This is a genomic window from Thermoplasma acidophilum DSM 1728, assembly GCF_000195915.1.
Lineage (GTDB): Archaea > Thermoplasmatota > Thermoplasmata > Thermoplasmatales > Thermoplasmataceae > Thermoplasma > Thermoplasma acidophilum.
Window position 1 is genome coordinate 677,961 of record NC_002578.1, and the last position, 23,809, is coordinate 701,769.

The window sequence follows — 23,809 nt, forward strand, 5'->3', positions numbered from 1 at the left end:
GGTAGTATCAAGTTTAAGTATGAAGGGGAGCCAAGGGATACTATGAGAAACGTCGTTTGCTAAAAGATGCAGAAATCTAACAATCCATTATAAGAAAGTTAGAGGTTTGGGGGAAGCAGTAAAACTCCGATCTTTAGGGAGGAAATACACGGACTTCCCCCAATAGATATTGTCAATTTTTAGTTGATAGGATATACCAGTGCCGGTTACCTTTCTAATCAAAACTCTTCTTAAAGGGGGAAAACTATGGTATTTATCAACAATTAAAAGATCTAAGAGCTATTCCAACAAAGATAAAAATCAACTAATTTTTGACAATGTCTCCCAATAGAAAAATTTATAATGCCTATGCAGGCATCGAACAGTAGAGGCGGTGCGGTCCGAATTGACGCCTATGGAGATACCGCCAACAGGATACCCGAACCATTATGGTATTAGTCGCGTGTTGTTGAATCAGGAAGAAGATCCAAAGCTTCAGCTGAGGAGTAGCTCACAAAATATGAGGAGGTTCAGTCATCTGGGACCTCCATTCTATCTTCGTTCGCTTCTGACCATGTGATTTTGGCGGATCTCCCCTTCAGGTATGAATAGATTATTGAGAATATCACCCAGGCTCCAAACGAAGCGGACGCTGTTATGACTGGAAGCGAGATGGATATGAATGTTCCGTAAAAGACGTAGGCGAGTATTCCCGTTACCAGCACTGGCAGGGCTATGTTCGATACGCCTATCCGCTGATCGCTCTTTTTAAGTATAGCAGGCAGCGATAGATTCGCTATCATATGGACAAGAAGGGCAGCAAGCGTTGAGAGAACACCTGTGAATAGGAATCCGCCGAACGGACCGAGGAATTCAACGCTGAGAAAACCCATGACGACCGCAGCCGACACCATGACGAGGCCCGCCAGATGAGGCGTCCTCCTAGTATCGTGCACCTTTGAAAGCGAAGATGGAAGTATTCCATCCCGGCTCATGGAGAGCGTTATTCTTGCTACACTGTTGCTGAAAGTAACGTTGTCCGTAAGTATGCTATTGATATAGAACACCGTTATGAGTATTGCAGCCCATATCCCTATATCAACCTGGGCAAGCTTTATGCCAGGAACAAGGTTGTTCGCATAGGACTCCATGTTCGCTGGGCCCCACCCTATTGTGAAGGCATATGCAGCAAATACGAAGAAGACTCCTAGCACTATGGACGAAAGCAACACGGCATTTCCTATCATTTTCTTGGCGTTCTTGGCCTCCTCGCCCAGCGGTGTCATTCCTCCGAAACCAGAGAAAGCTGTATACATGAACAGGACTCCGAGCGCTATGCCACTGACTCCATAGGAGTCGTATTTCAGCGTGAACACGCTGACGGTATTTGCTGAGGGATGGCTAAATACGATGAAAAGTCCGATGAATACTACGACTGCTATCTCCAGCGATCCCATCACGGAGACATATCGCAGCGAGCCCTTGATCCCGAGGAACGATATCACATAACCGAAGCCTGCTGAGGCTATCAGAAGGGGTATCCATAGATAAGATGGAACCGTTATGCCATAGATGTAGCTGAGCAGCGCTGGTACGAATACTGCTATCGAGAGAGAAATGAATGCCAGCGCGGCTATTTGGTATAGTATATAGATCCAGCCAGAGAAGGACCCGACTCCTGATCCAAAACCTCTCTTGATGTAATCGTAGTATCCGCCTGGGCCAGCGACATGGTTGGATATTCTCCTGATGATCAGCGCGTTAAGGAAGACTATCACGAAAGCAACGGCGGCGGCAAGTGGGAGCGATCCAAGCGCGAATGCCGCAGATCCAGTCATGGTTGCAACCGCAGCCCCGGCTGGCGCAGACGCAGCAATTCCTTGGAACATAACTTCCCTGAAGTTCAGTACATTCCTTCTGAGGGACTTTGCCATGATAACATCAGACAGGTCAATTATTATCAATTATATAATCTTTCGCTACTTATATATTACCATTGGTAATCATTCAATATATTGTTTGTCCTCTAATATCTATATTTAATCCGAATACAAAATATTGATCAATTATTATGCATCGTTAAGACGATAGGAAACCTCACGCCTTCGAATAACATTTATATGCAATTTCAGGATCTTTCCTTATGAAGTTTGATTTTTCAAATATATTTCTGAGCAAGGGTGTGAATTATTTCTCGGACGACATCGTACTGCAGGACGTGCTAAACTATCTCGGCTATGATATTGATGATAAACTTCAGGAAATGGGAAGGTACGTCAGCGAAGAGATGATCGAGGATTCGATCTTCATAGATCATTATGGAGAACCGGTCCTCCAGATGTGGGGCATTCTGGACAATCGCACGGACGGAATATGGATATCGAGGACGCATCAGAACATGATCGACAGGCTTCTGGACATGGGTGTGGTCTCGAAGATAGCCAGCGAAAATGATCTGATGTATCATTTCATCTCCGGATATCTTATATCGGATGCGGGCCTCTTCTGCACTCTGACGCTAACTGGGCAGACAGCCTATGGCCTCAGGAAGTATGGCGATGCCAGGCTGCAGCAATTTCTAAATCATTACGCGAACAGCGACCACTGGCTCGGTGCAACCTATTACACAGAGATACAGGGAGGGAGCGATCTTGGTGCCAACCAGACAACAGCAGTCAGATCCGGTGATAAGTACATACTCAACGGTGAGAACAAGTATTTCGCCAGCAACGCTGGCCTTGCGGATGGGGCTATCGTCACGGCAAGGATGGAGGGTGCAAGGCCAGGTGCAAAGGGAATATCGGTTTTCTTCGTTCCCACGCTGAGATCGGATGGTACCAGGAACTATGAGATAAGGAGGATCAAGGACAAGCTCGGCACCATCATGGTACCAACAGGAGAGGTCGTGCTCAAGGATTCGGAGGGTTATCTGCTTGGAGATGAGAAAAATGGCATATACATCGCACTTGAGATTCTTGAGGTCTCCAGGATCGACGATGCGATAGCGGCGATGGGCATAGCTAGAAAAGCACTCTGGGAGGCTTATTTCTATGCAAACAAGCGAACAGCCTTTGGAAAGCCGATCATAGACCATCCCCTGATGCTGAGGGATCTCGCGGAGATGGAATCGGAGGTTGAGGCGTCGACGGTGCTTTCGATGATCGCCGCTGACATGTTCAACAAAGCGTCTCACCTCAAACCTCCCTACGATGACCAGTACCACATGGCCAGGGCATTTACCCACATGGCAAAGAACATAGCGTCATGGTCCAGCGACTACGTGACCAGGTATACCATGGAGGTTTTCGGGGGCAAGGGATTCCTTAAGGAGTTCCCGGTGGAAAAGTTCCATAGGGATTCGATAGTCACATCCCTCTGGGAGGGGACGAGCAACATACAAGCGCTTGATTTCCTGGAGATCGTCCAGAAAAGAGGCATAGACGAAAAGATCCTCGCGCTAGTATGGAACATCATGGACAACCTTTCATCGGAAAATGCCGCCATGCTTAAAGCGGCCTTTGACTCTGTGCGTGAGAGGATGGTTTCATACAAGAATTCTGAAAACATGGAATACTTCGCTAAGGACATACTGAACATGTTCGGATACCTGTCTGCACTGGCCTACATGTTTTCAGTATCGGAAAAGACAGGAAACCCAGGGATGCAGATGGCTGCCCGCATATACTACTACAGGCATTTCGCCAATTCGCTTGCGACAGACATCAAGTTCAGCGATTTCCGCAGGGTCATAGATTGGATGAACACCACTGGCAGCGAAAAGGTCATCGAGATGAAATGAATGTCCGGGTATGCGGATACGTATCAGGGTTCTATCACATTTTTCTTCTGCCCTAGGCTTTGATGAATCGTCCTTTAGCATCGGAGAAGGCATTACATTTGCGGAACTTCGCTCAAAGCTGATCGAACAGTTCAGTGCATTCGTCCGGCCAATAGAGATAGGTATGTATGTAAACATGAAGCCGGTACCGGATGACTACACGATGATGGATGGCGATATTGTATACGTTTTTCCGCGTTCATCCACGCCGTGATGCTGTGGATGTGCGCACAAATGATCCGGAAGAGGGAAGGCGCATGAATTTATATCACACTGGAATACGTATGCATGGAGCCAGAGATTCTTTTCAGGAAGATCGACGATCTTGGTGAAGGCCCGACCTATGACGAGAGAAGAAAGCGTGTCTACTGGGTAGATATAAGAGGAAAGAAATTCCACTACCTAAGCCTCGAGAATTCTGAGATGAAGACGTTCCAATCCATAGGGATGATTTCATCCATCGTTCCAACCGACCGCGACCTGATGGCCGCAACGGTCGATCATGGCCTGTACCTCATAGATGACGCTGGAAAGCATACGCTCCTGACCGAAGTTGAGAAGGATCAGAAGTCCACGAGGTTCAACGACGGCAAGGCCGATCCCTTCGGAAATTATGTGGCAGGAACGATGGATCTTGAGGAGAAGAGGCCCATAGGTTCCCTGTACGTGCTCACGGGAAAGACTATAAGGCGCATTCTCGAGAACCTCACCATATCAAACGGAATAGCATGGAATACAAAAAAGAAGGTATTCTACCACATAGATACGCCCAAGAGGAGGGTGGACGCTTACTCATACGATGGCAAGATGAACATAGAGCGACTGGGCACGGCGGTGGACTTCAGGAACGAGGTTGGGAATCCAGACGGCATGACCATAGATGCGGATGGAAATCTGTGGGTTGCACACTGGGGTGGCAACAGGATAACCATCCATGATCCGGAAAGGCAGAAGAAGATCGATGAGATAATTTTCCCGGCCCAGAACATAACGTCATGCGTCTTTGCGGGCAACGGCCTGCGCGATCTGTATGTCTCGTCTGCATCCAACGGAAATCCGGATGACATGGGGGGAAGCCTCTTCGTAGTGCATACCGATTACGCTGGTTCAAAGACGTTCACGTTCAGCGTGCCATGATCATTCGCTGATATACGCCTCCGCTTTTTCAATGAGATAATCCCATTTTTTCAGGATTTCGCCGTATTTTTTCTCTATCTCCTCCAGATAGTGCATTTCCACAATATCGACGTAATCCTCCGGCATGTAGCGTTTCAGATCTTGTTTTTCCCTGATCTTTCTTCCGATGTTAGCATAGCTCTGCTTCCAGTCATGGGTGTTAGCGAAGTCTTCCCAGGCGTTGCCCGTGGCAAATATTGAACCCGGCAGCATCATCGGATCGGTTATTTCAAATCTCAAGCCTTTAAATAGATCAGGAAGCCGCAACAGGGCCTCCTCAATGTAATTCAGCATGTCGATGTATGAATCCTTGAGCATCTGGAAGTCGCGATGGTAGCCAGAAGTCTTGTTCATCGTCGCCATGGCCGACATAACCGCGACCGAGGAGGACACAGCTGCCATACCCTGCAGAAGTTCAAGGTAATCCGGATTTCTTTTGTTTGGCATGAGTGAGCTGCCCGTGGTGAATTCATCCGATAACGATACATAGCCATCCCTGTAGTATTCGATCAGATCCATGGCTATCCTAGAGAGTGTTATCGATAGGCCGGCGATGGAATTCGAGATCTGCATGATGGTGAACTGGTAGAGGGATGAAGCAATCATCGGATTTTTCAAAACTGGGCCGATCCCAAGCATCTCGGACATGACTTTCAATTTTCCAGAATTGGGGCTGCCGTATCCAGATCCATAACCATACGGAAGGACCGATGCATCAGCAAGCGATCTGTCGATGGATCTGATGGCCAAAGCCAGCGAATTTTCTATGTAGTTTGAATACGTTGCCGCTGTAACAGGCATGGCAGGCATGAAGTGCGTTGTACCTGGCAGCAGGCCCTTCAAGTCCGCGCCTTTCAGTACCTTGATGGAATCCAGCAGGATCGATATTATGCTGTGGCACCTTTCGATGGTGAACATAAGGACGTTGGCATGAACCTGTTCGTTCCTGGAGAGGAAGAGGCGAACATTGCGGCCCATATCCCCGCACCTCTCAATGACTGCGTTTTCGACAGCGGTGTGGGCATCCTCCTGTTCAGGATCTATTTTCGGGCTGTCCTGGAGAAGCGATATAAGCGAATTGATGATGCATTTTGATTCCGCCTCCGTGATGAGTCGCCTCTGTGCCAGATCAAGATGATAGGCTATCAACGATAGGATCTCGTACTTCATCAGGTATATTTCAGCCTCAATGTCCCGCTTTACGAATGCCACGGTGGAATCCGCATTCTGATCCCTCTGGATCCCTCCCGACCAAAGCTTCAATTCCCTTCACCTTTCATAGCCGCACATCAGAATTCGACCGAAGAACCCTGCACCTCCTTTACCATCTTCGGATTCCTGTTGTGAGAATGCACCGTGGCATTTCCGTATATATCTATGAAGCCCTTGGACGCCCTCTGATCAAAGGCCATTGAACTGTAGTTGATCAGATCCTTGCTGTAAAGGAAGCTGTTCCCCCATGCACCTTCTATGTACATTATGCCGTGGGACATCCTGATCTTGATCTCGCCGCTGATGTCCCTGTTGAATTCGGCCTCAGCCGCATTCACAGCGTTCATAACAGGATCATGCCATAGCCCACCGTAGACAAACTTCGCGAACTGCCAGTCCATGTTCATCTTGACCTCGGCCTCGTTCCTGTTAAGTATCAGCGATTCGAGATACCTGTGCGCATGGGTGATCACCGTTGCTGCCGGGCATTCGTAAACCTCATGGCTCTTGAGGCCAACAACCCTGTTCTCCATGTGATCGATGAGGCCTATGCCGCTCGATCCTGCCAAGGTGTTAAGAAAAACTATGAGATCCGCGAGTTTCATTTTTTCACCATCAATTTCACTCGGTATGCCACCATCGAATGCAATTTTTAGTGTATGTTCCGCATTAGCCTTCCATGGAGGCACAACCCATTCATAGACATCCTCAGGTACGCCCTTGCCGATATCTTCAAGATCCGGGCCTTCAACAGACCTTCCCCATATATTCTCATCTATTGAGTACTTGCCATCGAGCTTTACCGGTATTCCGTGCGTTTTTGCATACTCAACCTCATCCTTTCGCATCATGTTCCATTCGCGTACGGGTACAAGAACCTGCATTGACGGGTCAAGGGCCCTGATGGATACCTCAAACCTGACCTGATCGTTGCCCCTTCCCGTGGATCCATGAACGATGTATTTTGCACCGATCTTCTGTGCATATTTCACCGCCTTTTCAGCCATAAGCGGCCTTGCGAGAGCTGTTGAAAGCGGGTAGCCTTCATAGCTCCCGTTTGCCATTATTGACTTCGCTATGAATTTTTCAGCAAACTCATCCTTTGCATCGTGGACGAAGACAGGATCAGCCCCGAGCATCCTTGCCTTTTCCTCTATGGCAACCAGATCGCTGTTGCCCACGTTGAGCGTGAGCGTAGCAACATCCATCGACAGATTTTCCTGGATCCATTTGATCATGACCGATGTATCAAGTCCACCTGAATACAGAAGAAGCGCCTTGTCCATGGCGAACAATTTATATTATGTATAAACAATTTTTCCTTCATATTGTGAAAATTAGCATAAAGTATACTGTTTTTCTAGACAATATGCAATAATTTATATTCCTTATTAATATTTCATATTATGGATAGAAAATTAAAGGGAAGCGTAGAAGAGAAGACGCTTGAATACCTTAGGAAAAGGCCGGAGATATACATGGCATTGAGCACGGGCATAGTCAATCTCAACGGCCTGGCCGCACTCATAAGCAAAGAGAACGATGGCATGAACCAGCTGTCCATACGATCCGTGCTGCAGAAAATGATCAGGGATGGCCTGGTGTCAGATTACAGGAAATCCACGGACGATCTTCTTAAGCGCAGCAAGGTAACACTTCAGGACAAGGTTTCTGTCATAACATCTAGGCGGAAGATCGATATCGATTTCCTTTCCGTAACGTTCCTGACGGATTCGGTTGTCTACATAGTTGATGAGACAAGGGCGAAGAACATTCCGAAGGATGCTTTGATAGAGAGAAACGTGAGCCTCATCCACATTTTCTCTCCTCCGGAAATAGTTACGACACCGGGCTTCGCCATGAACGTTGTCCAGAGGATATACGCCGCAAACGTGAACATACTGCAGCTGATTTCATGCTCCAACGAAACAATGATCGTGGTCAACAGGGACGATGCAATAAGTGCCTATTCTGCACTGACATCCTATTAACGTAATCTAAGGAATAGTTCTGGCCTCCTATTATGATCGATCGATACGGAATGGCGTTCGAAATAATCTTCCACGAATAAGTGAAGTTAATTTAAAAAAATTTAAGTAAACTTCATCATTACTTCCCTTATGATAATCGATCTCAAGATCGACCGCCATCCGCTTGTCTTCATTGGCCGGGGGAGCGAATTTAAAGAGAAGATCAGGAGTTTCTCAAGGGAAGCGTCCGTCATTTACGCATTCAGCGATGAACGCATTGATCTGCCAAACGCCATCGTTATCTCACAGAGGTTTGAGGATGGAATAGCAAAGGCCATGGAGGTCAGGCCCATAATAACGTTCATCTCAACGGAGGACGAGGAACTTGACAGAAGGATAGCCGAGGCTGTTTCACCTTACTCTAGGATGGTCTACGTACCGGACAGGGTGAGCCTCAGCGATCTCAATCTCTGCGCAATCATCCAGCGCGGGCCCATATACCTTGGCATATCTACAAGAGGAAAGAGCCCGGCGATGACCGTTATGATTAAGAAGAAAATTGACGCATATATCAAAAAATACTCCATAATTACGGATTACGACGCCATGGCTGTTGATTTCATCTCCAGAAACAGGCAGATGATAATATCATCCGTTTCGGACAGGAAGCGCAGGAGAATACTCATGTATAAGATCGCGGTCAACAGGGAAATAAGGCGCATGATCGCCGAGAGAACAGGGGATCCTGAATCCATTGTCAGAAGGATGATTGAGGATCAATGAAATCGAGAAAATACTATATCGTCGGTGCCGGCCCGGGCGATCCAGGCCTTATCACAGTTCGTGCTGTTAAGGCCATCGCAGAATCCGATCTTGTTCTCGTAGACAGCCTGGTCCCAGACGAGATCATAGAATCCGTCTGCGCTGGCAAGCGCGTTTTACGTGTGGGCCACAGGGCATCTGGCGGCCATTCGGGAATAATCGATAGGATATCGGCGATCCTTGACAGCACGGAATTCAGCGTTGCCTCTCATCTGAAGGAGGGCGATCCTTCTGTATTTTCACACCTGTACGAGGAGATACGGATGATCATGGATCGCGGCATAGAATACGAGGTGATCCCTGGCGTCTCATCGGCCATAGCGGTTCCGGAGGCAGCCGGAATTGTACTTACCGGCCGGGGCAGATCAGAATCGTTCACCGTTGTCTCCGCGAGCGATGCTTCAGGAGGCTTCAATGAGGCTGAGATAAGGTCTGCCCTGAATGCCTCTGGATCAGTGGTCATAATGATGGGATCGAGGTATCTCGGCAGAATTCGCGATCTTCTTATCGGTATCCGTTACGAATGGCCAATTGCGATAATAGAGAATGGCACGCGTACGGATCAGAGGGTTTTGGTTTACCGTGATGCATGGCATATTGGCGATCAAGAGATCCGGATGCCGGCCATAATCGTTGTTGGCCGCATGATCATGGTTGACGGGGTGATAGAGAAGGATGAGGCTGGAATACGAAATTGATCTGGAACCTGGCAGAGTAAGCATACGATCAGGCGGTATGGCCGAATTCATAAATTCAGGCGATCGCAAACTGTCTCCGGAGAAGCTACGGATCAGAATATTAGATCTTATACATGCGGAGATCGCCAATGAGATGGCGGCTGCCGGCGAGGAATACAGCAGCGATAAGATAGAAGAAAGAAGCCTCGCCGCAATCGATTCCATGATCGATCCAGATATCAGCGGCCCAATGCGCCATATCGTTGTTAAGGCGATCCATGCTGCAGGTGACTTCGCTATAGCTCCACTGATCAGATACAGCGACGGTTTCTTCAAATCCATGCTTGCAAAGCTCAAGGAGGGCTGCACCATAATATGCGATAGCGAGATGGTGCGTGCCGGAATATACTCCAGGCCTGTACTTGAAAGGAACAGGGTGGTTTGCTACCTTAACGATGTCAGATCTAAGGAGATGGCGGATGTTAATGGAATAACAAGATCTGCGGCTGGGATCAGGATCGCAATGCAGGATCACAGGAATTCTGTGATAGTGATCGGAAATGCGCCTACAGCCTTGTTGGAAGCCATGAGGATGATAGAGGAAAATGGCTGGTACGACATACCCATCGTCGGCATTCCCGTTGGGTTCATCAACGCGAGCAAGGCTAAGGAGGGTCTCGTTTCCAGCCACATCGAATACATATCGGTTGAGGGTCATCGCGGCGGAAGCCCCATCGCCGCATCGATAGTCAACGGTTTTGGGAGGTTTTTGGCATGATCGGAACGATATACATCGCGGGCATAGGACCCGGCGACCCTGACCATATGACACCGGCTGCTGAAAAAGCTCTGTCGTCATGCGAAGTCATAATCGGGTTCACGCTTTACATTTCCTTCCTGAGAGACAGATTCCCAAATGCAAAGTTTGAATCGAGCGGCATGACGAATGAGCTTGCAAGGGCCAGGAGAGCCATAGAACTGGCTGAAGGTGGAATTACGGTTGGGCTGGTGTCAAGCGGCGATGCCGGCATATACGGCATAGCAGCGCCTGTCCTGGAGATGGCGGAGAGGAGGAAGTCGGAGGTGAAGATCGAAATCATACCGGGCATATCGGCTTTATCCTCCGCTGCTTCTCTGCTTGGTTCGCCCCTTACCAATGACTTTGCTGTCATAAGCATGAGCGATCTTTTGACGCCGCTTGACACGATAATGAAAAGAGTGGAGGCGTTTGCCAAGGCTGATATCGTCACCGTGATCTACAATCCGCGCGGATCCAGATTTCCAGACAATATTCGGAAGGCCGTAGACATATTCTTGAGGTACAGGAATCCGGAGACCGCAGTCGGGATAGTGAGAAATGCATACCGGGAACGACAGTCCGTGACGATAACAACACTCTCGAATCTGAATATCGAGGATATAGACATGCTCACCACGGTGATAATTGGAAATTCTGAGACATTCGTCTACAGGAACATGATGGCAACGAGGAGGGGCTACGGCCGAAAGTACGCGATAGACAGATGACGCAGTCAAATCCGTTTCAGCAGTACGGCATAACCAGCGGCCTGGCAGCAGCTGCTGCAGCAAAGGCGTCTGTCCTGGCCGCCATGGGCACGATTTCGGACTATGTTGGTGTACCGACACCAATAGGCCTAAGGATCGAGGTCAAGGTGGAGATGATGAAGCAGATCGATGCAAGATCCGGCATAGCGGCCGTGAGAAAGTTCTCCGGAGACAATCCAGATACGCTCAATGGTGCGCTCTTTGAGAGCAGGGCAGTCATCCGCGATGATGGATTGATAAACATCTTTGCTGGAGAGGGTATAGGTGTAGCGGTATCCGATGGGTTGCCGGTGAGGAGGGGCGATCCTGCGATAAATCCAGTCGCGAGGATGATGATAGAGAACGCGGTCAGGGAGGTCTCCGGATCCGCCGGCTTCGATGTATACATCTCCGTTCCGGGTGGCGAGGATCTCGCCAGAGACACGATGAACCCGAGGGTTGGCATATCAGGTGGAATATCCATACTCGGAACCACCGGAATAGAGGAGCCAGTATCTGGCCCGGATTATGAGGCGCATATCGAGTACCTGCTGCAAACGGGGAGATGTGTCAGTACCGTAGCGGTCATGTGCCCGGGCAACACCGCTATGAGATTTGCAGAATCCTATCTCAGGCTGCACCCTGCGTCATTCATCCTAACGGGCGATCGCATCGGATCGGCCATCGAGATGGCCATAGAAAAAGGATACAGGGAGATCGTGGTGTTCGGTCTGCCCGGAAAGCTCGTGAAGATGGCGGCCGGAGTGATGAATACGCACAGCCGCATTGCAGACGCCAGGTTTGAGACGATTGCAGCATACGCCGCGTTGAATGGAGCTGACAGGGATACAATATCGAAGATACTGTCATCGAACACGGTGGAAAGTGCCTTCGCCGTTCTCAGAAGCATTGGCCTACTGGATTCTGTGGCCGGCGCAATCGCCAGCCGCATCGTAGAGAGGCTTCGATCCCCTGTATGGCAGATCCGCAGAATTCTCCTGCGTCATGATAGATTCAGACGGCAGGCCATACGCGTATCACCTGTCGCAGGGCATATCGAAACTGGTGAGTGAGGATGGAAGGAGAAAATTGGGTATATGAGGTTCGTGGCATTCCGGACGAGTTTTTCCAGCGAAGCGAAGGAATACCGATGACGAAGAGGGAGATCCGGATCATCAGCCTCTCCGATCTAAGGATCAGGCCGGGTATGCGCGTGATGGATATAGGATGCGGATCCGGTTCCATGACCGTGGAGATATCAAACATCATCGGAGAAAATGGATCGGTCACTGGCTTAGACGTCAGCGGGGAAGCGGCCGATCTCACGATGAGAAACTGCAGGAACCTATGTAGATTCAGCAATTACAGGATCGTGATCTCGGATGTTTACAAGTACGATTCGGACGAAGAATTCGATGCTGTCTTCGTCGGCGGTGGAACAGCTAGGATCCACGATCTCTTCGAGAGGATAGAAAGGATGGTTCACCACGCATCCAGGGTGGTTGTGAATGCAATACAGATCCACACTGCCTACCTATCTCTGGAGGAGATGAACACACGTGGATACTCCGGTGTTAACATAACGCAGGTGATGGTGAGCAATGGCATGCGGACGTCCGAGGGCTATGCCATGATAGCGAGAAATCCCGTGTTCATAATTTCAGGTGATGCCCCATGATGATGCACGTTGTCGGCCTTGGACCAGGCGACCCGGATTATGTAACGGTAAAAGCGATAGAGACGCTCAGGAACAGCGATGTTATATTCGTCCCAGGTTCATCCTCGGACAGAAGCCTTTCGCGTCGTCTGATCAGCGATCTGGCTGCGAGGCATGGCTTTCCAAGCCATCAGGATATAATCGATCTTGAATTCCCGATGACGCGTGACAGGGATCTCAATCAGCGCGCCTGGAGGTCTAACGTATCTAGTATAGCGGATGCTGTGTCTTCTGGAAAGAAGGTATCGTACGCTGTGCTTGGCAACCCGACCTTCTACAGTACGTTCAGCAACATACTGGATAGCATACGGGGCATGGGCATCGAGATCAGATTCGTGGCGGGCGTCAGCTCTCTGGACGCCTGTTCATCCGTTGCGGGCATGAACCTCGCAAAGGGTGATGAAAGCATAGCCATTCTCACCTACACGGACTTCATGAAAAGAGGATCTCTCAACTTCGATACCGTGATCGTGATCAAGGTGCCATCCGGATCCTCAGCCATCAGGGAGGCCAGGCATCGCTTTCCGGAATTTTCGGTATCGGTATATGCTAGGAGATGCACGATGGCGGATCAATTGATAATGGACAGGCCGGGAGATGATGCGGGAGACTATTTTTCGATGCTGATATTGAGGAGGAATTGAAATGGCAAAGGTGTACATAATAGGTGCAGGGCCAGGGGATCCAGATCTCCTGACGGTTAAGGCCAGACGCTTGATAGAGTCGTGTGATGTCATAATATATGCCGGTTCGCTGGTAAACCCGGAGATATTGAAGCTGGCCAGGCCAGGATCGGAGATCCACAACAGCGCAGAGCTGAACATAAACCAGATAATGGACATAATAAAGGATGCCTATGAAAGGGGGCTGGATGTTGCCAGAATACATTCAGGCGATCCGCACATATACGGTGCACTGAAGGATCAGACCTCATACCTTGAGGCCCTTGGCATACCCTATGAAGTCGTGCCAGGGGTCAGCGTACTGACATCTGCTGCAGCCTCGCTGGGTATTGAGCTTACTATGGATGGAATATCGCAGGCCGTAATCATAGCCCGGGGTTCGCTCCGCATACCCGTGCCGGATCGGGAGCAGATAAGAAAACTGGCAGAGCATGGCAGCACGATGGTCATTTTCACAGGCATACACATAATAGACAGCATAGTGAAGGATCTGATCGATGGAGGCTATAGCCCGGATACACCTGTCGGAGTGGTGTACAGATCAACATGGCCGGATGAGATCGTCATAAAGGGCAGGCTTTCAAATATCGCAACGCTCGTCCACGAGAGGAGAATATACCGGACTGCGCTAATAATAGTGGGCGATGTTGTGGATCCAAAGTTTGTGAAGCACAGCAAGCTCTATGACCCAGAATACGTGCACTCTTTTCGCGGTGTTAAAAATGGCCATGATCGATGAGATCAGAAGAATGCTCGTGGTATCGATATCCAAGAGGGGATCCGAAGTTGCATCGCGCATCTCCACAGTAATGAGGTCTCGCGGGCATATAGTGGATGCTTTCTGCAGGTATCACGTAGATGGCTGTGATATATTAAGCGATCCAGTCAAGGTGTTTCTTGCGGATAACCTGCGCAGGTACGATGCGGCGGTGCTTGTGATGTCCCTTCCCGGATTTTACAGGATATCTGCGGATCTCATGATAGAGAAGAACCATGACGTTCCCGTGGTTGTGGTGGACGATGCAGGAAGGTTTGCGGTTGCTGCCTCTGCCGGTCATGCCGGCGGTTCAGACGAACTTGCCGCTTATATAGCTGGCATAATCGATGGCCAGGCGGTGATCACAGACGGCATAGAATCAGGTGGAAGAGTCTCGGTCGAAAAAATCGCAAGATCGTTGCTTGCGACGATCGCAAACCCGGAATGCATCATACCGGTCAATGCAGCGATAGCCAACGGCGAACACGTGCCTGTGATATTCCGATCGAAAAAGAGATCGATGCTACGCCGCCTCTTTGCAGAAAGCTCGGATGAAAAACACGGTTATGCCATAGTGCTGGCTGACGAGCCGGGAGAGGATGCGAACACCTGCTACCTGATACCGGACGATATCTCCATAGGCATCGGCTTCAATAGCAGTGCAGATGCTGAACTTATATCCGCGTGCCTTGAAAGATTCCTTGAAGAGGCCGGGCTGGCATGGGAAGACATCGACTACGTTTCCAGCATCAAGGATCTTCCAGACGTATCGATAATAAGAAAAGGCACGAGGTTTGTGAAGTTCGATCCCGCCGATATCAGGGACATTGACCCGGAGATGCTGACGCACGTATCGGATAAAGCGAGAGACGTATTCGGTGTACCAGGTGTGGCTGAACCATGCGCAATCAGATCGCTCGGCCCTGGTTCGAAAATATTCCTGCCGTTCAGATCATGCGGCAGATCCGTGACGCTGGCCGCGGCGAGGCGCAGAAAATTATTTTCCGGCCACATTTCGTTCATAGGCGTCGGGCCATCTGATCCGGATCTGATGACGATGAAGGCGAGAAGGGCCATTGTTGCATCCGATATCGTTGCCGGATACCAGATGCCTCTAGATATAGCGAAGAGCATGCTGTGGAACAAGCCAAAGGTCGTATTCCACTGGAAGGAACAGCAGAGATATGTGGACGAGGTCATCGATCTCTACGAAAAAGGATACAGAATAGCCTATCTCTTCACTGGCGATTCGTGCTTCACGGAATCGGAGCTCATAAGGCGGTTCACCTCAAAATGCAGAAATTTTGACATAATACCGGGCATCAGTTCTGTACAGGCCGCATCCAGCATAACTGGCATGGCGATAGAGATGGCCGGCATCATATCCTTCCATGTGACGGGGGATATCGAGGATCGGAAGGCGGATCTTCTCAGAACGATTTCGGAGAGGAAGAGAGCGATAATAATACCGCGCCCGTACGACTTCATGCCAAAGGACATCGCGAAGTTCCTCACTGATAGGGGTTTTGGTGATCTTCCTGCGGTTGTCATAGAAAGAGCAACGGCAGCTGATGAGAGGCGGACAGCTTCATTCCTCAAGGATCTAATCGGATCAGATTTTTCGGATATCTCCATAATGGTCGTGGGCAAACCCGTCATTGCATAAACGGATCAAAAACCCATCGTATTTTTCTAACAGAACGCATCACTTGTATGAACGATACGCCGGTTACGATCATTTGCGCTGGCATATACCATGATACTGCGATGTTTCGTTGCATTGACCGATGAAACCTTCGCCCAATTGCTTATCCGCTGACGTGGATTTACATTGAATCTTATCATAAATTGGATCGCTTTGATACGAATTTAGTAGCAGAATTACGAAAACAAATATTTATGTATGAGGATAATTTCATCCGGCTATGGCGTATCGGGAGGATTCTGAAGCAAGAAAATTGGGCACGTGGGATCTGGTCTTTCAGGGCCTGGGTCAGATCACGCCTATAACGATATTGTCGGGCCTCATAGTGAGCATCGTTGGGCTCTCAGGAATCAATGCACCCCTTGCAATGCTCATTTCTTTCGTTGCTGTGGTACTGGCTGCGAACACGATATATCAGTTCTCAGGCATAATCAGCCATGCTGGAGGATACTATGCTTACGTTGAACATGGCCTTGGCAGGCATGTGGGCAAATTCACAGGCTTGCAGTACCTGCTGTACCAGGCGTCAAATCTTGCTCTTGAGTATCTAATCGTAATATGGGGATTTTCAAAATCTCTGAACTACGCGTTCGGTACATCCCTTCCGGTTTGGTCTGGTATGGTGTGGATGGGATCGATGATGGCCCTTTCCTACGTGCTCATGAGGAGAGGCGCAAAACCATCCCTCAGGCTCGCACTGATACTCGGATCGATACAGATTGCATTTGTTGCCATATTGTCGATGATAATCATACCGTCCGCTGATGATAACACGGTGCAGGCATTCATTCCGTCCTCCGGTTCTGGATGGACTGGCGTCTTCCTAGGATTCATAGTTGGCGGATATCTTGCATTCGCCGGCTATGGATCTGTTGTGCCGATGGGGGAGGAGGCGAGATCTCCAAGGAAAACCATAAAGAAGGCCATAATAGCAATTGTGGTGATGGCTGGAGCGATCTTTGTCCTGGGATCCTATGCTATGGTAGTGGGCTTCGGACTAAGCAATCTAGGAAACTTCTCCTCTTCGATCATACCTGGCCTGATAGTGGCGAGGCGCTTCACCGGCCTTGCAGGTGCCGTTATATTCATCGTTGTGAGCACTTTTCTCTCAACTTACGGTACAGTCATCGGCATGGGAACGCCAATGACGCGAGTCATGTACGCGCTTGGAAGGGACAGAGTGCTTCCTGGATGGCTGGGCAGGATCGATGGACGTGGAGTGCCGGCAAGAAGCATCGACATGACGTATGCAATATCTGCAGTTTCAGCTGCGATGCTCGGTACCTACTTTTACCTCGCAGATGGCTTTTACGCAGGCCTTTTCTATGCATGGGCAATATTCGGAACCATAGCAACGCTGTCCACGCTGCTGATACACATACTGACGAATACATCGCTATCAGTATCCTCTGTGAAAAGGCGATCTGGAAACTTCATCTTCTGGATCGCTTTGCCATCGCTGACCACCATCCTGATGATCACGGCGTATTATTATTCGTTGATCGGCATGACCATGCCGTATCTCATCGCACCCATTGTTTTTGCAGCCTGGATAGTGATATCAGCGCTTATACTCATGGCCAGGAAAGATGAATATGCCAGTATCGATTTCTCTCCTTCAATGGAACACATGGGTGCAGGTACGGGTGATGAGTGATGCCCCTGGTCTTCGATACCCTGATCACGAATGCAAGGATATTCGGCCATGAGGATGCAGACACGATAGCCATAGACAGAGGAAGGATAGTGTACGTCGGCAGGGATCATGGCTTGGAAGCTAAGAATACCTTCGATCTGTCAGGCGGATACGTTCTGCCGGGCTTCATAGATTCCCATGCACATCTTCTGAGCACAGGACTCGAACAGACAAGGCTAAACCTTTTCGAATACGAGGCTAAGATCGAGGCCATAGATGCCATAAGGAGATACGCTGAGAAGCACGATAAGGTTGTGGCCTACCGCTGGGATGAATCCAGGTGGAGGGATGATCCAACATACATCACGGCCTCGGATCTTGACGGCATAGTTAAGCCGGTGGTTGCTTTCCGGCGGGATGGCCACATGGCCGTTGCTAACGATCAGGCCATGAGATCGATCGGACAGCACAGGCCAGACGGCATATTCAGGGAAGAGGACATGCAGATGCTTGATCCGCTGGTGAAACCTGGCGAAGAGGAATACGTTCAGGCCCTGCAGACCGCAATAGGTATATCTGCATCGCTCGGTATAACGGGCGTGCGCGACATAGTTGATCGGGCGACATACGATGCTTACAGAAGGATAAAGAGCAATGTTAGGATATTCAAGGTCATATACGCAGAGGATCTCTTTGCCGGTTTCGGATCCGATCCGTCTGACTGGGGCGTCAAGACGTTCCTCGACGGGTCGCTTGGAGCGAGGACTGCGGCACACGAAGGTTGGGACACGAAGAATCTGAAGATGAGCGAGCAGCAATTCGAGAGGTTCTGTGAGGGGACATGGTCCAGAAACCTGCCGGTTGCGGTGCATGCGATCGGAGATCTGGCCGTCAGGGTGGCCGCCGAGACCATGCACAGGCACGCTGGAAGGCAGAGGAACTCGATAGAACACTTCGAGCTTGTCGAGGACGGTGTACTCGATATCATAGACGCGAATACCATTGTATCTGCACAGCCCAATTTTCTTGAGTGGGCGGGCCATGGCGGCATGTATCAGGACAGGCTGGGCGAATCATGGCTTTACCGCAATAATCCATACAGGGATATACTCGATAAGGGCCTGAAACTGGCCTTCGGTTCCGATTCAATGCCCCTCGGTCCCATGTACGGAATACATTACGCCGTGAACAGCGAATTCAGCCAGCAGCGCATAACGTTTGATGAGGCCGTACGTTCGTACAGCGAAGCTGGATCATACCTGATCGGCGCTGAAAACTGGATCGGGAGGATAGAAACGGGATACTCCGCGGATTTCGCCGTCTTCAATGAAAGGAATATTGAGGACAGGAGGAGGTTAAAGGAAGCGAAGCCGCTGATGACCATCGTTCATGGAAACACGATATACGATGCATCTAGGGTTGATTCCTAGATTTCTCAAAATCGTATATTGCCTTATCGAGTACCGTTGATATCTGCGGCCTTATGACCAGAAAGTGGTAAGCCTCTGGATTAGTGGCCTTCTTCACGTGCTCGATCCTTTTATTCTCCGAATCAAAATCTATGAGGCCAGGCGCCAGCTCCCCCTTCGTCAGCGTTACGAACATTGTAAGTTCTTCTCCATCGCTCATCGCAGGCGTATAGTAGGACAGATAGCCTTTGTAGGAATAGACCGTGGCTATGTTCCTCATAGCCATGGCGAAGCCGGCGGACAGGGACATCAGCAGATCTTCAGGCGTCTCCATGTATTCATATTCAAACTTCATGGGGATTGAAATTTCAGCATGGATAAAAAATTATGCCATGGAATCAGTGATCCTTCATAAAGCGAATCGTTTCCATGTACTGCCTTCTTATATGTTCCTTTTCCGTGAATCCATGGCCCTCCCTGGGGAAAACGATCATGCGTACCTCGCAGTTCTTCTCCTTGAGGAACCTGTAAAATTCATAGTACTGGCCTATGGGTACGTATGGATCCTTGATCCCATGCATCAGGAGTGTGGGCGTTTTCGGTTCATGCATTATCCTTATGGGTGAGTATTCATCGTACTTTTTGAATGCCCATGGATCGGCATCCATGTGGAGCCTGTCCCAGAGATGGAGGTTGCTCACTCCGTGGAACGACACCCAGTCCGATATGCCGAAAAGCGAAACTGACGCTCTGAAGATGTCTGTCTTCATAACTGCCAGCGCAGACATGTAGCCGCCGTATGATCCACCGGTTATGTATATCCTGTCCGTCGCTATCTTCCCTGTATTTTTCAGGAATTCTATTCCGGAGATCACGTCATCGAAGTCTTTTCCGCCGAGGTCACCCACGTTCAGCTCTGCGTATCGCCTGCCCTTCCCAACGCTTCCGCGATAATTCGGCGCAAAGACGTTGAATCCGTATCCAAGGTATATGGATGTGCGGTCAAGAAACGAAGCGTAGGAGAACGAGGTGGGGCCTCCATGGATGTATACTATCAGCGGATTCTTCGGATCGATCAAACGCAGGATGCCATAGAGATCCTCCCCGTCCTTAGCCTTCCATTCAACGATCTCTGCAGGATAGGGTGAGACCCCATCAAGATGGGAATTTATGGATGATTTTGTTTCTGCATCCCTAAGCAGATGTATTTCCGGGGGATCTGCGGGTGAAGAGAAAGCGAAGGCGAACGCATCCGCGGCATGATCAAACGATGGCGAATATACCGGATAAACCGCACCCATGCCGGACCAGATGATTTCCCCGCTGTCCAAGTTTCTTATTCGGAACGTCGTCCTGTCATTTTCAAGGGCAAAGACCGCGTTATCGCACAGGATCACGTGGGAATAGCTGCTAGTTGATCCCTCCGTTATATTCCTGGCGGATCCATCATAGAGAATGATATCGCCGGATATTACGCCGCGGTCGCTCATCACCGATTCGAGAAACGCTGATCTCTTTCCATCCGTGGTTATCTTTCCTATCTGCCTCTTGCCTGGGTCGTAAATGATCTCCGGATCCTTTCCAGGGACTATTCTGTACACCTTCGAGGCGTACCAGCAGCTCTCCTGCGGGCATTTCGAAGCTACAGTATATATTACACCATCTGATGATGAAAATTCCCAGATCTGTAGATTATCCGTTATTTTCTTTATGCCAGAGCTGTCCATGAGATAGAGGTTCGTGAACGGATCCTCCTCTTCAAAGAAATAGGCATCATCCTCCTTTTTCTTTGTCTCCATTGTGCCTGTAAAGAGAGGCTTGCCTGACATGAAGCTTATGGATGATACCTTCATGCCGGTATCGTATTTTACCGGCATTCCGGATTGGCTCAACACTACTATCTCGTTTCCTTCCGCGAATACGGCGCTCCCATCATCGGAAAAAGATAGTGAATGAAGGCCGTAGCCATCGTATCTGGCCAGGATGTTGAATTTTTCATCGAACATGTACACGATCTTCCTGAACTCTTTCTTTCTGTACTCCCTGAAATTGTCTGATACAATCGTTCCAACGATCTTTCCATTCTGTGCGATCTTCACTTCCTCTATATTCCTAAGGCCTAGAATATCATCGACAGTCTGATCTCGCATGCATAGAATAGGTGCAGAACATATTTAACATGTTTCTGTCGCTTGAGTCTATTGTACTAAGCGGTGTGCGATGATCACAGAATGTACAGCCAGTAATACACGTTCGACGCTTTTAATATACCCAGATCACTGAATAATGGTATCGTAGTGTATGTGCCCTTAACCAGAACGTAGGATCCAACGGCAGGCGCAACGCCCTGATAGTATACGGTGACATTTGTCGATCCGGTGTTAAGTATGAATATTGAGAAATTGGATTTCTCAAGCTCACTCGTTATCTTGCCCTCAATATAATAGGTATCTCCAGACTTCATGTCCGCAGGCGATGTCGATACCAGCAGAGGTACTATGCCGTAGATTATTATCGCTATCACGATAACAACAGCTATGGCCTCTGCTGTCCTGATCTTCATGCTTGCCGTCATATGAGATCGTTAATTAATGTTTGTGTTGTCTTCGTCTAGTCATCGATGTGACTTCGATTCATGATCTGATCGCCGCGAACGCTGGAACAGAAATCCTCGAAATCGTCCCATCCCTCAAGGATCTCCTTGATCACAGCTGCACCGTTGAGTTCGCTCTTGGATGCAACTAGAAGGGTCAGGTTCTCAACTTTTCTAAGATCCTCAAGCTGTTTCTTACTGCACAGCTCCTTCCTGTACCTCTTTCTGAATTCATCCCATTTTTCCGGATCGTGAGAATACCATCTCCTGAGATCATCGCTGGGCGCCAGATCCTTTGCCCACAGATCCATCTTCAGATCCTCCTTTTTGATGCCTCTAGGCCACAGCTTCTCTACAAAAACTCTGTAGCCATCATCACCCGAATACTGGTCGTAGACCCTCTTGATTCTAATGGCTGCCATACACCACTCACTTCATTCGGAATATCCTTACTTTCGATCCGTTCTGAGATCCCCCTTCTCCAGCATGGCCCTGAGCGTCTTTTTGTCGATCTTTCCCGTGCCGGTCATGGGCATGCTGTCCACAGGAATAAAGCGATCAGGAATCCACCAGTCTCTGATTAAGCCTTTGTTGGAAAGATCCTTCAGGTACGACCTGATGATTTCGTCATTTACGGTGGCACCGCTTCTTGTCCGGTAGATCGCAACAGGCCTTTCTATCCATTTATCGTCATGAACACCTATTACAGCGACATCGCCTATATCGCCTATTTCGGAGATATAGTATTCGAGAAGTGCGCTTGGAATGAATTCTCCGCCGCTCTTGATCAGATCCTTTATCCTGTCCCTTATCCTTATCTTGCCGTCCTGCGTGAATTCTGCGGAATCGCCCGGATAGAACCAGCCGTCCCTGTATGCCCTTTCCTCCTGAACATTGAAGTAGCCCTCTGGTATCCATGGAGATCTGAATTTGATTTCGTTGTTTTCTCCCTCCACCTCGAAATCCGTGAATACCAATGGAGTTATGGCGTTCACCGCATCAGCATTTCTTTCCGATAGGCTTCCGTTTATGTTCGAAGTTCCTATTCCTGCTGCTAGTCCATCGGTGAATCCGTAGATCCCGGTCAGCTCAATCTGATGATCGGAGGCGAAGTTGAGTATGCCCGACGGTATTGCTGATCCGCCTATGAGTATCTTCATACCGTCCAGAGAGTTCCTGTCCCAAGAGATAAGGGCATTGAACATCGTCGGAACCATGCTCATCCAGGTTACGCCGTTTCTCTTTATGAGATCCGATGTGGATCCTGGGTCGAATCTTCCTCCTACCACGTAGCTGGCCCCTATGAGCGTTGATATGTAGAGCGTTCCCCAGGACCAGAGGTGAAAGAACGGAATCAGCGAGAATACGGTATCCGAAGAAGCCAACCTTGCCGGGCCTGGAAAAGCAGACAGATTGGTCTCCATGGCCCATATGGTCAGCACTATATCTCTGTGCCTGTACCTCACGCCCTTGGGCTTGCCAGTGGTGCCGCTGGAAAAGAGTACCGACGCTATCCTGTCCTCTTCCAGTTCCGGCAGACCAGCATTCCCAGGCTTATGATCGGTGCTCTCATCAAACACTTCCTTGGTGCTCCTGATATTGTCTTCCTTGACGATGCCGGAAGTTTTCACGGCGTCAGCAAGCCTGCCGAAATCTGCCGAATACAGAAGATAGCTGCTTTGAGCTTCCTTCATGGAGGACATCACCTGTTCAGGCGGTTGCCTGACATCCACTGGATGAAGTACGTTTCCTGATAGCGGTACCGCATAGAGCAGCGTGGCGAAATTTAGAGTATTCCAGTCCATCACTGATACGGTTCTGTTTTCTCCAAGATCCCTGTGAAGCTCTTCCGCTATGGCTATGACTCTGTCATAGAATTCTCCATATCCGATGCGATCCTTTCCATCCGTCAGAAAACCGTTATGGGTGGTTCGCAGTGTTTTCAGAAAGATCTTATCTAGAGTCAGACCTTTGTTGTGCAGCCTTGTGTGTTCCATGTTCTATAGATAAATGATATCATATATCAAATTTTGCAAATCAATATAATAGGATAGCATATCAATAAATCAATTATCATAACATATAAATAA

At 49.1% G+C, this 23,809-nt stretch carries 23 protein-coding genes; 15 read left to right on the forward strand and 8 right to left on the reverse strand.

What is annotated here, in order from left to right:
• Positions 1-509: 509 nt before the first annotated feature.
• Complete coding sequence (locus TA_RS03330) at positions 510-1,943, reverse strand: APC family permease (protein WP_010901067.1); 1,434 nt, start codon at positions 1,941-1,943, stop codon at positions 510-512.
• Between the two features lie 179 nt (positions 1,944-2,122).
• Between TA_RS03330 and TA_RS03335 the strand changes: the two genes are divergently transcribed.
• From TA_RS03335 to TA_RS03345, 3 genes are all read left to right on the forward strand, one after another.
• Entirely contained in the window at positions 2,123-3,778 is a 1,656-nt protein-coding gene (locus tag TA_RS03335; RefSeq protein WP_048161690.1) for a DNA alkylation response protein, read from the forward strand.
• A 10-nt stretch (positions 3,779-3,788) separates the two neighbouring features.
• Positions 3,789-4,031, forward strand: a complete 243-nt coding sequence (locus tag TA_RS03340) for a MoaD/ThiS family protein (protein ID WP_010901069.1) — start codon at positions 3,789-3,791, stop codon at positions 4,029-4,031.
• 74 nt (positions 4,032-4,105) lie between these two features.
• Positions 4,106-4,954, forward strand: a complete 849-nt coding sequence (locus TA_RS03345; protein ID WP_010901070.1) for an SMP-30/gluconolactonase/LRE family protein — start codon at positions 4,106-4,108, stop codon at positions 4,952-4,954.
• Here the strand turns inward: TA_RS03345 and TA_RS03350 are convergent, their stop codons facing one another.
• Entirely contained in the window at positions 4,955-6,256 is a 1,302-nt protein-coding gene (locus TA_RS03350) for a lyase family protein (protein WP_010901071.1), read from the reverse strand. It lies immediately after the preceding gene.
• A 26-nt stretch (positions 6,257-6,282) separates the two neighbouring features.
• Complete coding sequence (locus TA_RS03355) at positions 6,283-7,491, reverse strand: argininosuccinate synthase (RefSeq protein WP_048161692.1); 1,209 nt, start codon at positions 7,489-7,491, stop codon at positions 6,283-6,285.
• 120 nt (positions 7,492-7,611) lie between these two features.
• Here TA_RS03355 and TA_RS03360 point away from each other — a divergent pair, with 120 nt between their 5' ends.
• The 12 genes from TA_RS03360 (at position 7,612) to TA_RS03415 (ending at position 19,147) form a co-directional block, all read left to right on the forward strand.
• Positions 7,612-8,196: an aspartokinase gene (locus TA_RS03360; RefSeq protein WP_010901073.1), complete on the forward strand. Its 585-nt coding sequence runs from the start codon at positions 7,612-7,614 to the stop codon at positions 8,194-8,196.
• Between the two features lie 129 nt (positions 8,197-8,325).
• On the forward strand, positions 8,326-8,958 hold the full coding sequence (locus TA_RS03365; protein ID WP_010901074.1) for a precorrin-2 dehydrogenase/sirohydrochlorin ferrochelatase family protein: 633 nt from the start codon (positions 8,326-8,328) through the stop codon (positions 8,956-8,958).
• Entirely contained in the window at positions 8,955-9,695 is a 741-nt protein-coding gene (locus tag TA_RS03370; protein WP_010901075.1) for a uroporphyrinogen-III C-methyltransferase, read from the forward strand. The genes TA_RS03365 and TA_RS03370 overlap by 4 nt, the downstream gene beginning before the upstream one ends.
• Positions 9,673-10,452, forward strand: coding sequence for a precorrin-8X methylmutase (locus TA_RS03375; protein WP_052295720.1), 780 nt, complete (start codon positions 9,673-9,675; stop codon positions 10,450-10,452). The genes TA_RS03370 and TA_RS03375 overlap by 23 nt, the downstream gene beginning before the upstream one ends.
• A complete protein-coding gene (gene cobJ, locus TA_RS03380; protein WP_010901077.1) occupies positions 10,449-11,201 on the forward strand; it encodes a precorrin-3B C(17)-methyltransferase in 753 nt (250 codons plus the stop codon). Before TA_RS03375 ends, cobJ begins: the two co-directional genes overlap by 4 nt.
• Entirely contained in the window at positions 11,198-12,292 is a 1,095-nt protein-coding gene (cbiD, locus tag TA_RS03385) for a cobalt-precorrin-5B (C(1))-methyltransferase CbiD (RefSeq protein ID WP_010901078.1), read from the forward strand. Before cobJ ends, cbiD begins: the two co-directional genes overlap by 4 nt.
• 2 nt (positions 12,293-12,294) lie before the next feature.
• The gene (gene cbiT / locus TA_RS03390) at positions 12,295-12,897 is read left to right on the forward strand and encodes a precorrin-6Y C5,15-methyltransferase (decarboxylating) subunit CbiT (RefSeq protein ID WP_048161695.1); all 603 of its coding nucleotides are present in this window, start codon (positions 12,295-12,297) and stop codon (positions 12,895-12,897) included.
• The gene (gene cobI, locus TA_RS03395; protein WP_010901080.1) at positions 12,894-13,580 is read left to right on the forward strand and encodes a precorrin-2 C(20)-methyltransferase; all 687 of its coding nucleotides are present in this window, start codon (positions 12,894-12,896) and stop codon (positions 13,578-13,580) included. The genes cbiT and cobI overlap by 4 nt, the downstream gene beginning before the upstream one ends.
• A gap of 1 nt (position 13,581) precedes the next feature.
• Complete coding sequence (cobM, locus tag TA_RS03400; RefSeq protein ID WP_048161699.1) at positions 13,582-14,358, forward strand: precorrin-4 C(11)-methyltransferase; 777 nt, start codon at positions 13,582-13,584, stop codon at positions 14,356-14,358.
• On the forward strand, positions 14,342-16,042 hold the full coding sequence (gene cbiE / locus TA_RS03405; RefSeq protein WP_048161701.1) for a precorrin-6y C5,15-methyltransferase (decarboxylating) subunit CbiE: 1,701 nt from the start codon (positions 14,342-14,344) through the stop codon (positions 16,040-16,042). Before cobM ends, cbiE begins: the two co-directional genes overlap by 17 nt.
• Positions 16,043-16,301: 259 nt before the next feature.
• Complete coding sequence (locus tag TA_RS03410) at positions 16,302-17,738, forward strand: amino acid permease (protein WP_010901083.1); 1,437 nt, start codon at positions 16,302-16,304, stop codon at positions 17,736-17,738.
• Positions 17,738-19,147: an amidohydrolase gene (locus TA_RS03415; RefSeq protein WP_010901084.1), complete on the forward strand. Its 1,410-nt coding sequence runs from the start codon at positions 17,738-17,740 to the stop codon at positions 19,145-19,147. Before TA_RS03410 ends, TA_RS03415 begins: the two co-directional genes overlap by 1 nt.
• Here the strand turns inward: TA_RS03415 and TA_RS03420 are convergent.
• The 5 genes from TA_RS03420 to TA_RS03440 form a co-directional block, all read right to left on the reverse strand.
• Entirely contained in the window at positions 19,131-19,481 is a 351-nt protein-coding gene (locus TA_RS03420; RefSeq protein ID WP_010901085.1) for a hypothetical protein, read from the reverse strand. The two genes, TA_RS03415 and TA_RS03420, sit on opposite strands and share 17 nt — an antisense overlap.
• Positions 19,482-19,524: 43 nt before the next feature.
• A complete protein-coding gene (locus TA_RS03425; RefSeq protein WP_010901086.1) occupies positions 19,525-21,276 on the reverse strand; it encodes an alpha/beta hydrolase family protein in 1,752 nt (583 codons plus the stop codon).
• A 74-nt stretch (positions 21,277-21,350) separates the two neighbouring features.
• Positions 21,351-21,689: a hypothetical protein gene (locus TA_RS03430; RefSeq protein ID WP_156778486.1), complete on the reverse strand. Its 339-nt coding sequence runs from the start codon at positions 21,687-21,689 to the stop codon at positions 21,351-21,353.
• A gap of 47 nt (positions 21,690-21,736) precedes the next feature.
• On the reverse strand, positions 21,737-22,141 hold the full coding sequence (locus TA_RS03435; protein ID WP_010901088.1) for a DUF488 domain-containing protein: 405 nt from the start codon (positions 22,139-22,141) through the stop codon (positions 21,737-21,739).
• Positions 22,142-22,168: 27 nt separating this feature from the next.
• Positions 22,169-23,716: an AMP-binding protein gene (locus tag TA_RS03440; protein WP_010901089.1), complete on the reverse strand. Its 1,548-nt coding sequence runs from the start codon at positions 23,714-23,716 to the stop codon at positions 22,169-22,171.
• Positions 23,717-23,809 lie beyond the last annotated feature (93 nt).